Below are 12,410 nucleotides of genomic sequence, written 5' to 3' on the forward strand. Positions count from 1 at the left end.
GACGCACACCCACCAGTTGCACAGCGCGACCACAGGGGCGCACCGGCCCCGGGAAACTGACCTTTCCCGGGGCTCGCGGCATCTAGAGCGGCACCTGGAGCGGTATCCGGGGCGGCATCTGGAAGCGCCGCTCCCCAAAGCGCCCTCCGCCACGTACGCACCAGGAGCCGAGCAGACCGGGAGGCCCTCGTGAACGCGCCGCCCACTGCCGTGAACCCGCTCGACAGGACCCGCGGGCCGCAGCGCCCGGCGGGTGACACCCGGACCGGGAAGAAGCCCCCTGCGAGCGGGACCAATCTGGTCCACCAACTCCTGCTGGCCCTCCTGTGCGCGGGATACGCCGTCGGTTCCGCGCTCGGCTGGGGCTCGCGCCATCTCGCCCTCGTCATGGGCGACTTCGGCCTCAGCGCCGCCGCGGGGACGGCCGCCGTCTCCTGCTTCCTGTACGCCCGCACCCGCAGGGTCCGCTTCCGGCCCGCCTGGCTGCTGTTCTCGCTGTCCTCGGCGATGGCGTCCCTGGGCAACCTGGTCTGGGGCTGGTACGAGGTCGTGCTGGGCGAACAGGTGCCCAGCCCCAGCTACGCCGACCTGTTCTTCCTCTGCTTCGCGCCGCCGGCGATCGTCGGCCTCCTGGTGCTCGCCGCCCGGCCCGTCACCAAGGCGGGCTGGGTCTGCCTGGGCCTCGACGCCTGGCTGATCGCCGGCTCGCTGCTGACGCTCTCCTGGAGCCTCGCCCTCGCCCAGGCCGCCAAGTTCGACGGCCCGAGCGTCGCCCACACCGCGCTGTCCCTGGCCTACCCGCTGCTCGACATCGCCCTGGTCAGCATGGTCCTCGTGCTGCACTTCCGGCGCTCGGCGATGAACCGCGCGGCCGTCAACACCGCCGTGGGGGCGCTCGCGCTCACGGTCATGTGCGACGCCCTGTTCACCTCGCCCCTGCTGCACAACGACTACCGCTCCGGACAGCTGCTCGACGCCGGCTGGTTCGCGGGCTCGCTGCTCCTGGCGTACGCGCCCTGGGCCGCCGCCCGTTCCCAGCCCGAGCGCGACGCCCGCACCCGGCGGCTGCCCGAGGAGGGCAAGCAGCCCCGGCACCCGGCCGACCCGCACCCGCGCGCGGCCGACGGCGCCCACCCGCACGGCCCGCACGGCCACCCGGAGGCGCAGCACACGCGCGTGGTCCACGAGCACATCCCCGGCCGCCACCCGCAGGCCCCGCCGGCCCTGGACCACCCCCGCCCGCAGCCCCCCGCGCCCCCGCCGCCCGACCACCCGAGCCGTCCGACCCGCCCGGTCACCGGCTCGCTGGCCGCGCTCACGCCCTACCTGGCGGCGGCCGTCTGCGTGCTGAGCATCCTGTACAACGTCCTCAACGGCCACAGCGTCGACCGCGTCGTCCTGTTCACCGGGACGGCCGTCGTCCTCGCCCTCGTGGTCCGCCAGGGCATCATGCTCCTCGACAACATCAACCTCACCCAGGAACTCGCGCAGAAGGAGAACCACTTCCGCTCCCTCGTGCAGGGTTCCAGCGACGTCATCATGATCGCCGCCCCCAGCGGCGCCCTGAGGTACGTCTCCCCGGCCGCCGCCGGGGTCTACGGCCGCCCCGCCGAGGAGATGCTCGGCCGGGAGCTGGCCCACTTCATCCACCCCGAGGACCTGGGCTGCGTGGTGCACGAGGTGCGCCGCTTCCTCGCAGCCAGCCCCCTGGAGGAGCCCACCACCCGTATCGAGTGCCGCTTCCGCTCCGGCGACGGCGGCTGGCTCAACGTCGAGTCGACCGTCAACCGCCACCACGGCGGCCTCATCTTCAACAGCCGGGACGTCACCGAAAGGGTCCGCCTCCAGGCGCAGCTCCAGCACAACGCCGAGCACGACCCGCTCACCGACCTGCCCAACCGCGCGCTGTTCACCCAGCGCGTCCAGCAGGCCCTCTCCGGCCGCCGCAGCTCCGACCGCGGCAGCGGCCCGAGGGGCACGGCCGTCCTCTTCATCGACCTGGACGGCTTCAAGGCGGTCAACGACACCATCGGCCACGCCGCCGGCGACGACCTGCTCGTCCAGGCCGCCCGCCGGCTCCAGGAAGCCGTACGGCAGTCCGACACCGCCTCCCGGCTCGGCGGCGACGAGTTCGCGGCGCTCATCCTGGGCGACAACACCCACGACCGGCCCGCGCGCGAGCGGCACATCCTGGAGCTCGCCGACCGGCTGCGCGTCGCGCTCTCGCAGCCCTACGCCATCGACGGGCAGGACGTCCGCGTCGCCGCCTCCATCGGCGTCGCCTTCGCCGAACCCGGCCTCGGCGCGGGCGAACTGCTGCGCAACGCCGACCTCGCGATGTACCGCGCGAAGGCCGGCGGCAAGGGACGCGTCGAGCTGTACCAGCCGCAGATGCAGCAGGACGTCGTGCGCAAGGCGGAGCTGGCGACCCGGCTGCGGGCGGCGCTCAACGACGGGGAGTTCACGCTGCTGCACCAGCCCGTCGTACGGCTCGCCGACGGCCGGATCTCGTCGGTGGCCGCGACCGCGCGGTGGCGCTCCTCGCAAGGGGTGCTGTTCACGCCGGCGGAGTTCCTGCGGGTCGCCGAGGACAGCGACAAGACGGCCGAGCTGGGCCGCTGGGTGCTCGCGGAGGCGGTCGAGCAGGCCGCCGAGCGCGCCGCCGGGGGCCGGCCCGTGCCGGTCGTCGTCCGGATGGGCGCCCGGCGGCTCGTGGACCGCTCGCTGCCGCTCGGCTCGGTCGAGGCGCTGCTGACCCGGCACGGGCTGCCGTCGGGCGCGCTGCTGATCGAGCTGGCCGATCTCGACCCGAAGGACGCGAAGGTGTCCCCTGACGAGCTGGAGCGGCGTCTGGCGGCCCTGCGCCGGCTCGGGGTCCGGATCGTGCTCGACGGCGTCGGCAGCGGCTGTACGGGGCTCACGGCGCTGCGCAGGCTCCCCGTCGACGTCCTCAAGCTCGACCGGGGGCTCGTCGAGGGCGTCGTCGAGTCCGCGCGGCTGCACAAGATCACCGGCGGGGTGCTGCGGCTCGCCGCCGACCTCGGGATGCAGACCGTCGCCGAAGGGGTCGACCTGCCCGAACAGGTGGTGGCGCTGCGCGAGCTGGGCTGCACCTACGGGCAGGGCATGGCCTTCTCCGGCCCGCTCGACGAGTACCGGCTGCGCAGGGCGCTCGGCTCCGGCGCCTACCCGGTGCCGCACGGCCCGGCGGAACCGGCCCTCACGTGAATGCGTGAACCGGCACCGGCCCAGCGGATGCGCCAGGGCACCTGTGCGTCGTACAAAAGTCGTACGACGCACAGTCCGCCCTCGTTCCCGCAGGTGCCGAACCCATGGTCCGCTTGGTGCTCGCTCACATAATGAGACCCCCGTCCCACCCGCTTGACAGTCGGTGCGCGTCGGGGGGAGGGTCAATGCCATGCGCACCCGAATTCTCGTACTTGGACAGCGCGTCGGCTGAAGCTGAGGACGCCCGGAAGACCCGGACCGCCCAGCCCCCGCACCCGACGCGCTCCCCTCGCTTGCCCTACGGCACGAGGGGTTTTTTGTTGCACGGACGCCCCCCGAGCAACCGCCGCACTCCGCACGAAACCCGCCGAAAACCCTCAGCTTCGAGAAGAGAATGCCGATGACCGAGCAGGCCTCCGGGGCCCCGCATCCGCAGCCGCGGCCCCGATCCGGAGGGCCGTCCTCCGCCACCGTCGAGCACGTCACGGGCGCGCAGTCCCTCATCCGCTCCCTCGAGGAGGTGGGCGTCGACACGGTCTTCGGCATCCCCGGCGGGACCATCCTGCCCGCCTACGACCCGATGATGGACTCGAAGCGGGTGCGCCACGTCCTCGTCCGGCACGAGCAGGGCGCGGGCCACGCGGCCACCGGATACGCCCAGGCCACCGGCAAGGTCGGCGTCTGCATGGCGACCTCGGGCCCCGGCGCCACCAACCTGGTCACGCCCATCGCGGACGCCAACATGGACTCGGTGCCGCTCGTGGCGATCACCGGCCAGGTCGCGTCCAAGGCGATCGGCACGGACGCCTTCCAGGAGGCGGACATCGTCGGCATCACCATGCCGATCACCAAGCACAGCTTCCTGGTCACCAAGGCCGAGGACATCCCCCGGACGATCGCGCAGGCCTTCCACATCGCCTCCACCGGCCGCCCCGGACCGGTCCTGGTCGACATCCCCAAGGACATCCTCCAGGCGAAGACGACGTTCTCCTGGCCGCCCGTCATGGACCTGCCCGGCTACCGCCCGGTGACCAAGCCGCACGCCAAGCAGATCCGCGAGGCCGCCAAGCTGATCACCGCCGCCAAACGGCCCGTCCTGTACGTCGGCGGCGGCGTCATCAAGGCGCAGGCCACCGCCGAGCTGAAGGTCCTCGCCGAGCTGACCGGCGCCCCCGTCACCACCACCCTGATGGCCCTGGGCGCCTTCCCCGACAGCCACCCCCAGCACCTGGGCATGCCCGGCATGCACGGCTCCGTCGCCGCCGTCACCGCCCTCCAGAAAGCCGACCTGATCGTCGCCCTCGGCGCCCGCTTCGACGACCGCGTCACCGGCAAGCTCGACAGCTTCGCCCCCTACGCCAAGATCGTCCACGCCGACATCGACCCCGCCGAGATCGGCAAGAACCGCGCCGCCGACGTGCCGATCGTCGGGGACGCCCGCGAGGTCCTGGCCGACCTCATCCAGGCCGTCCAGAAGGAGCACAGCGAAGGGCACCACGGCGACTACGCCGCCTGGTGGAAGGACCTCAACCGCTGGCGCGACACCTACCCGCTCGGCTACAGCCAGCCCGGCGACGGCACCCTCTCCCCGCAGCAGGTCATCGAACGCATCGGCCAACTCGCGCCCGAGGGCACGGTCTTCACCGCAGGCGTCGGCCAGCACCAGATGTGGGCCGCCCACTTCATCCAGTACGACAAGCCCGCGACCTGGCTGAACTCCGGCGGCGCCGGAACCATGGGCTACGCCGTCCCCGCCGCCATGGGCGCCAAGGCCGGCGTGCCCGACCGCACCGTCTGGGCGATCGACGGCGACGGCTGCTTCCAGATGACCAACCAGGAACTCACCACCTGCGCCCTGAATAACATCCCGATCAAGGTCGCCGTCATCAACAACGGCGCCCTCGGGATGGTCCGCCAGTGGCAGACCCTGTTCTACAACCAGCGCTACAGCAACACCGTCCTGCACTCGGGCCCCAGCGACGTCGACCCGCAGGCCCGCGGCACCCGCATCCCCGACTTCGTGAAGCTCTCCGAGGCCATGGGCTGCCACGCCATCCGCTGCGAGTCCCCCGAGGACCTCGACAAGGCCATCGAAGAGGCCAACGCGATCAACGACCGCCCCGTCGTGATCGACTTCATCGTCCACGAGGACGCCATGGTCTGGCCGATGGTCGCCGCCGGCACCTCCAACGACGAGATCATGGCCGCCCTGAACGTCCGCCCCGACTTCGGCGACAGCGAAGACGACTGAGAGACCGGTACGACATGTCCAAGCACACGCTCTCCGTCCTGGTCGAGAACAAGCCCGGCATCCTGGCGCGCATCGCCGCCCTCTTCTCCCGCCGCGGCTTCAACATCGACTCCCTCGCCGTCGGCGTCACCGAGCACCCCGACATCTCCCGCATCACCATCGTCGTGAGCGTCGAGGCCCTCCCCCTGGAGCAGGTCACCAAGCAGCTCAACAAGCTCGTCGAAGTCCTCAAGATCGTCGAGCTGGAGCCGTCCCACGCCGTCCACCGCGAACTCGTCCTGGTCAAGGTCAGAGCCGACAACGAGACCCGCTCCCAGATCACCGAGATCGTCCAGCTCTTCCGCGCCAAGACCGTCGACGTCTCCCCGGAGGCCGTCACCATCGAGGCCACCGGCGGCGCCGACAAGCTCTCGGCGATGCTGAAGATGCTGGAGCCCTTCGGCATCAAGGAGCTCGTCCAGTCCGGCACCATCGCCATCGGCCGCGGCGCCCGCTCCATCACCGACCGCTCCCTGCGCGCCCTCGACCGCAGCGCGTGATCCTTCGGCGCGTGATTCTTTAAAGCCGGGATCCGCATGGCGAGACCCCGCGTCCGTCCCGCTCCCCGCCGTCATACGGTGGGACGCAACACCTGCACTCAAGGAGAGAAACCAAGTGGCCGAGCTGTTCTACGACGCCGACGCCGACCTGTCCATCATCCAGGGCCGCAAGGTCGCGGTCATCGGCTACGGCAGCCAGGGCCACGCCCACGCGCTGTCGCTGCGTGACTCCGGCGTCGACGTGCGCGTCGGTCTGCACGAGGGCTCCCAGTCCAAGGCCAAGGCCGAGGAGCAGGGCCTGCGCGTGGTGAGCCCCGCCGAGGCCGCCGCCGAGGCCGACCTCATCATGATCCTGATCCCGGACCCCATCCAGGCCAAAGTCTACGAGGAGTCCATCGCCCCGAACCTGAAGGACGGCGACGCGCTGTTCTTCGCCCACGGCTTCAACGTCCGCTTCGGCTTCATCAAGGCCCCCGCCGGCGTCGACGTCGCCCTGGTCGCCCCCAAGGGCCCCGGCCACCTCGTGCGCCGCCAGTACGAGGAAGGCCGCGGCGTCCCCGCGATCGCCGCCGTCGAGCAGGACGCGACCGGGGGCGCCTTCGCGCTCGCGCTGTCGTACGCCAAGGCCATCGGCGGCACCCGCGCCGGGGTCATCAAGACCACGTTCACCGAGGAGACCGAGACCGACCTGTTCGGTGAGCAGGCCGTTCTCTGCGGTGGTACGTCCGCCCTGGTCAAGGCCGGTTTCGAGACCCTCGTCGAGGCGGGCTACCAGCCCGAGATCGCCTACTTCGAGTGCCTGCACGAGCTGAAGCTCATCGTCGACCTCATGTACGAGGGCGGCCTGGAGAAGATGCGCTGGTCCGTCTCCGAGACCGCCGAGTGGGGCGACTACATCACCGGCCCGCGCATCATCACCGACGCCACCAAGGCCGAGATGAAGCAGGTCCTCGCCGAGATCCAGGACGGCACCTTCGCCCAGAACTGGATGGACGAGTACCACGGCGGCCTGAAGAAGTACAACGAGTACAAGGACGCGGACTCCGAGCACCTGCTCGAGACCACCGGCAAGCAGCTGCGCAAGCTCATGAGCTGGGTCGACGAGGAGGCGTGAGCCTCCGGGCGGGGGCCCGGGGCGACGCGCCCCGGGCCCCTCGCCCCGGCCTTCCGCAGCGGCGTCGAAGACAACCCCCGGCGCCACTACACTGCTGCACATCACGCGTCAGGCCCACAGTGTCGTGCGTCTTCCGCGGTAGCCCCCCTCCTCCGCCGCGGCCGTCGGGACGGCCGTCCGCGCATTGGACCTGTGAGGACTCACGTGAGCTCGAAACCTGTCGTACTCATCGCTGAAGAGCTGTCGCCCGCGACCGTCGACGCGCTAGGCCCGGACTTCGAGATCCGGCACTGCAACGGAGCGGACCGAGCCGAACTGCTCCCCGCGATCGCCGATGTCGACGCGATCCTGATCCGCTCGGCCACCAAGGTCGACGCCGAGGCCATCGCCGCCGCGCACCAGCTGAAGGTCGTCGCACGAGCCGGCGTCGGCCTGGACAACGTCGACGTCTCCGCCGCCACCAAGGCCGGCGTGATGGTCGTCAACGCCCCCACCTCGAACATCGTCACCGCCGCCGAGCTCGCCTGCGGCCTGCTGCTGGCCACCGCCCGGCACATCCCGCAGGCCAACGCCGCGCTGAAGAACGGCGAGTGGAAGCGCAGCAAGTACACGGGTGTCGAGCTGGCCGAGAAGACCCTCGGCGTCGTCGGCCTCGGCCGCATCGGCGCGCTGGTCGCGCAGCGGATGTCCGCGTTCGGCATGAAGGTCGTCGCCTACGACCCCTACATCCAGCCCGCGCGCGCCGCCCAGATGGGCGTCAAGGTCCTCACCCTGGACGAGCTGCTCGAAGTCGCCGACTTCATCACCGTCCACCTCCCCAAGACCCCCGAGACCGTCGGCCTCATCGGCGACGAGGCGCTGCGCAAGGTCAAGCCGACCGTCCGCATCGTCAACGCCGCGCGCGGCGGGATCGTCGACGAGGAGGCGCTGTACTCGGCGCTCAAGGAGGGCCGCGTTGCCGGCGCCGGGCTCGACGTGTACGCCAAGGAGCCCTGCACGGACTCCCCGCTCTTCGAGTTCGACCAGGTCGTCGCCACCCCGCACCTCGGCGCCTCCACCGACGAGGCCCAGGAGAAGGCCGGCATCGCCGTCGCGAAGTCCGTCCGCCTCGCCCTCGCCGGCGAGCTGGTCCCCGACGCGGTGAACGTCCAGGGCGGCGTCATCGCCGAGGACGTCAAGCCGGGCCTGCCGCTCGCCGAGCGCCTCGGCCGCATCTTCACCGCCCTCGCGGGCGAGGTCGCGGTCCGCCTCGACGTCGAGGTGTACGGCGAGATCACCCAGCACGACGTCAAGGTGCTCGAACTCTCCGCGCTCAAGGGCGTGTTCGAGGACGTCGTCGCGGAGACCGTGTCCTACGTCAACGCCCCCCTGTTCGCGCAGGAGCGCGGCGTGGAGGTCCGCCTCACGACCTCCTCCGAGGCGACCGACCACCGCAACGTGGTCACCGTCCGCGGCACCCTCTCCGACGGCGCGGAGGTCTCGGTCTCCGGCACGCTGGCCGGCCCGAAGAACCTCCAGAAGATCGTCGCGGTCGGCGAGTACGACGTCGACCTCGCGATCGCCGACCACCTCGTCGTCCTCCAGTACGAGGACCGGCCGGGCGTCGTCGGCACCGTCGGCCGCGTGTTCGGCGAGGCGGGGATCAACATCGCCGGCATGCAGGTGTCCCGGCTCGCGGCGGGCGGCGAGGCGCTGGCCGTGCTGACGGTCGACGAGGCGGTTCCGGCGGGCGTGCTGGCGGAGGTGTCCGCGGAGATCGGGGCGACTTCGGCGCGTGCGGTGAACCTGGTCTGATCGGTTGTATGGGGAAACGCCGGGTGCGCCCGGCGTTTTTCCTTTGGGGGCCGGGGAGTCGAGCGGCTGCCGGATCAGCGGGGCCGCCACTCCCCGCTGACCCTCCCGTCCCGCAACTCCACCACCCGGTCCGCGACATGGCGTACGACGGCCCGGTCGTGGCAGATGAAGAGATAGCCGAGCCGCAACTCCTCCTGGAGGTCGGCGAGGAGGTTCAGCACCCCGGCCCGCACCGAGGGGTCGAGCGCGGAGACCGGCTCGTCCAGCACCAGCAGCCGCGGCTCGGAGGCCAACGCCCGCGCGATACCGACGCGTTGACACTGCCCGCCGGACAACTCGCCCGGCCTGCGCGCCCCGTACGCCGCCCCCAGCCCGACCCGCTCAAGCAGCTCGGCGACTTGGCCCGGACCGGTCTCGGGATCCCAACGCCCTTGTACCTTCAGCGGTTCGGCGACGGCGTCCCGCACCCGCTGCCGGGGGCTGAGGGAGCCGTAGGGGTCCTGGAAGACGGGCTGCATACGCGGTCGCACGGGCCGCAGCTCGCGTTCCGAGAGGGACGTCAACTCCAGCCCCTCGAACCGGACTTGGCCGCTGTGCGGGCGGCGCAGCTGGAGCACGGCGAGCGCGGTCGACGACTTGCCGCAGCCCGAGGGGCCGTCGAGGGCGAGCGTCTCACCGGGGGAGAGGGCGAAGGAGACGCCGTCCACGGCGGTGCGCTCGCCGTAGCGGACGACCAGGTCACGGACGTCGAGGAGGGTCACAGCGTGGCCCCTTCCGGGTGGTGGCAGGCGACCAGGCGGCCGTCGGCGGGCGTCAACTCCGGTTCCTCCCGCAGGCATCGCTCCCGCGCCAGCGGGCAGCGCGGGGCGAACGCGCAGCCCTGGAGGAGGTCGCCGGGCGCCGGGGGAGTGCCGGGCAGCGCGGTCAGCCGGCGGCCCCGGGCGCGCCCGGGGAGGGAGGCCAGCAGGCCCGCCGTGTAGGGGGCCAGGGGGCGGTCCAACACCGCCTGCGCCGGGCCGAGTTCGGTGATCCGGCCGGCGTACATGACCAGCGCCCGGTCCGCGTGCCGGCGTACCGCTTCCACGTCGTGGGTGACCAGGACCAGCGCCGAGGACAGATCGCACAGCAGGGTCAGGATCTGCTCGCGGCGGTCCTCGTCGAGGGCCGTGGTGGGCTCGTCGGCGACCAGGACGTCCGGCTCGTTGACCGTGGCCATCGCGATGACCGCCCGCTGGCGCATCCCGCCGGAGTACTCGTGCGGATACGCCCGCGCCTTGCGCGCCGCGTCCGCGATCCCGACCCGCTCCAGCGCGCCGACGGCCACCGCCCGCGCCTGCGCCCGCGACACCTTCCGCACCGACCGTACGGCGGCGGCGAGTTGGTCCCCGACGGGGTGCACGGGCGACAGCGCGGCCAGCGCGTCCTGCGGGACCAGCGCGATACGACGGCCCCGGTGCGCGGACAAGTCCGGTGTCACCGTGCCCCGTTGGACCGCCTCCCGGGGCAGCATCCCGAGTAGCGCCCGCGCGGTGAGGGACTTGCCAGCGCCGGACTCGCCGACCAGCGCGAGGACTTCACCTTGGTGGACGTCGAAGGAGACGCCCCGGACGGCTTCGACACCGGAGAAGGAGATGCGGAGGCCGCGGACGGAGAGGAGGGGGGCGCTCTCGGGTACGAGGTCTTCGGCGGGCGTCATGTGCGGGCCTCCTCAACTCCCTTGCCGGTGCTGCCTCTTCGCCCAGTAGCGGGCTTTCTCCCGGCGGCCGGCTTTCTCCCCTCCACGAACGCCGCCCCCGACACCGCGAGCCCGGCCAGCACCGCCAGCGCCACCGCGGGCGCCAGCGCCGCCCAGGGCGCCCGTTCCACGTACGCCCGCGACTCGTCGAGCAGCAACCCCCATTCAGGGGACGGAGGTTGGGCCCCCAGGCCCAGGAAGCCGAGCGAGGCCAGCGCCAGCGCGATCCCCGGCAGCCGGAGCAGGGCGTGGCGGGCGACCGGCGCTGTGACCGTCGGCAGGACGTGCCGGGTCAGGATCCACAACGGGGTCGCCCCGATGGCCCGTTGGGCGGTCAGGAAAGCGGACGCGCGCACCTCCTGGACCAGCGCCGCCGTGTGCGCGGCCAGCGGCGGCCAGGAGATCAGGGCGACCGCGAGGGCCGCGCCGCCGGTCCCGGGCCCGGAGACGGCCGCGACCAGGATGCCGACGATCACCGGCGGCAGCGCGTTGGCGATGTCGGCGGCGCCCGAGGCGACACCCGGAAGAAAACCGAGGGCGAGCCCGACGAGCAGGCTCAGCGCGCAGACGGCGACGGCCGTGCCGACGGTCGTCGCGGCGCCGTGCCCGAGCCGGGCGAGGACGTCCCGGCCGAGCCCGTCCGTGCCCAGCGGGTGCGCCCAACTCGGCGCCGCCAGACGGGAGTCGGTGTGGACGTCGTACGGATCGCGCAGCAGGCCCCAGGCGGTGGTCACCGTCAGGAGGGTGAACAGGGCCAGGGGGACGGCCGCCGGGACGCGGACCGGGCGGGGCGGGGGCAGGGCCAGGGAGGCGTCGCGCAGGGCCGGGCCCAGCAGCCGGCGGCGCAGGAGCGCGCAGAGGGCGCCGACGGTGAGGCCCAGCAGGAGGAGGGCCAGCACCGAGCCCTGGAGGAGCGGCAGGTCCTGCGACTTGGCGGCGCCCAGGGCCGTGCGGCCGATGCCGGGGATCGCGAAGACGGTCTCCACCGCGACCGCGCCGCCGGTCAGGCCGACGGCGGCCATCCCGAACTGCGGTACCAGCGGCGGGAGTACGCGCCGCAGCGCCGCCCCGGCGACCCGCGCCCCGCTCACCCCGGCGCCCCGCCACAGCTCCACCCACCGCTCGTCGAGCACGGCGGGCAGCGCGTCCGCGACGAGCCGGCCGAGCAGCCCGCCGGCCGGCACCCCGAGCGCCACGGCGGGCAGCACGAGATGCACCGGACCCTCCCAGCCGGACGTCGGCAGCCACCCCAGCCACACCCCGAACACCAGCAACCCGACGGTGGCCAGCAGGAATTCGGGCACCGCCGCCAGCATCGCGGCCCCCGCCCCGGCCGACCCCCGCCCCCGCACCAGCACCGGCGCCACCAGCAGCGCGCCCAGCAGCACGGCGACGGCGAGCGCGGCGCCCATCAGCGCCAGCGACACCTGGAGCCCGGCGACCGCCGACGGCAGCACGCCGGTGCCCGACACCCACGACGTGCCCAGGTCCCCGCGCAGCGCCCGGCCGGCCCAACTCCCCAGCAGGGAAAGGGGACCGCCGTCGAGACCGAGGTCCCGCCGGATCGCGTCCAGCGCCTCCCGCGTCGGCTCCTGCTCCGCCGACCGCGCCCGCAGCACCGTCAGCGCCGGGTCCCGCCCGGAGAGCCAGGGCAGGAGACCGACGGCGACGACGACGGCGAGGAGACCGGCGAGCCGGGTCAACGCGGCGGAGCCGGGCCGGAGTCGGCCCCTTGCCGATGGCTTCATG

The 12,410-nt window shown here is 72.7% G+C and carries 8 protein-coding genes; 5 read left to right on the forward strand and 3 right to left on the reverse strand.

Annotated features, from left to right (window positions below):
- Window positions 1–297: 297 nt before the first annotated feature.
- From ACYUD3_RS26610 to serA, 5 genes are all read left to right on the forward strand, one after another.
- Window positions 298–3,228 (forward strand): putative bifunctional diguanylate cyclase/phosphodiesterase, encoded by a 2,931-nt coding sequence (locus ACYUD3_RS26610; protein WP_470974974.1) that lies wholly within the window; start codon window positions 298–300, stop codon window positions 3,226–3,228.
- Window positions 3,229–3,628: 400 nt separating this feature from the next.
- The gene (locus ACYUD3_RS26615; protein WP_470974693.1) at window positions 3,629–5,479 is read left to right on the forward strand and encodes an acetolactate synthase large subunit; all 1,851 of its coding nucleotides are present in this window, start codon (window positions 3,629–3,631) and stop codon (window positions 5,477–5,479) included.
- Between the two features lie 14 nt (window positions 5,480–5,493).
- Entirely contained in the window at window positions 5,494–6,018 is a 525-nt protein-coding gene (ilvN, locus tag ACYUD3_RS26620; protein WP_470974695.1) for an acetolactate synthase small subunit, read from the forward strand.
- A gap of 115 nt (window positions 6,019–6,133) precedes the next feature.
- Window positions 6,134–7,132: a ketol-acid reductoisomerase gene (gene ilvC, locus ACYUD3_RS26625; RefSeq protein WP_470974697.1), complete on the forward strand. Its 999-nt coding sequence runs from the start codon at window positions 6,134–6,136 to the stop codon at window positions 7,130–7,132.
- Window positions 7,133–7,336: 204 nt separating this feature from the next.
- Window positions 7,337–8,926 carry a phosphoglycerate dehydrogenase gene (gene serA, locus ACYUD3_RS26630; RefSeq protein ID WP_470974700.1) on the forward strand — a complete coding sequence of 530 codons (1,590 nt, stop codon included), beginning with the start codon at window positions 7,337–7,339 and terminating at the stop codon, window positions 8,924–8,926.
- Window positions 8,927–9,000: 74 nt separating this feature from the next.
- Here serA and ACYUD3_RS26635 read toward each other — a convergent pair whose 3' ends face one another.
- The 3 genes from ACYUD3_RS26635 to ACYUD3_RS26645 are packed head-to-tail and all read right to left on the reverse strand — an operon-like array spanning window position 9,001 to window position 12,409.
- On the reverse strand, window positions 9,001–9,687 hold the full coding sequence (locus ACYUD3_RS26635) for an ATP-binding cassette domain-containing protein (RefSeq protein ID WP_470974702.1): 687 nt from the start codon (window positions 9,685–9,687) through the stop codon (window positions 9,001–9,003).
- Window positions 9,684–10,622 (reverse strand): ABC transporter ATP-binding protein, encoded by a 939-nt coding sequence (locus ACYUD3_RS26640; RefSeq protein WP_470974705.1) that lies wholly within the window; start codon window positions 10,620–10,622, stop codon window positions 9,684–9,686. Before ACYUD3_RS26640 ends, ACYUD3_RS26635 begins: the two co-directional genes overlap by 4 nt.
- Entirely contained in the window at window positions 10,619–12,409 is a 1,791-nt protein-coding gene (locus tag ACYUD3_RS26645) for an ABC transporter permease subunit (protein WP_470974708.1), read from the reverse strand. Before ACYUD3_RS26645 ends, ACYUD3_RS26640 begins: the two co-directional genes overlap by 4 nt.
- Window position 12,410 lies beyond the last annotated feature (1 nt).

The organism is Streptomyces sp. AMJ-169 (assembly GCF_055597585.1).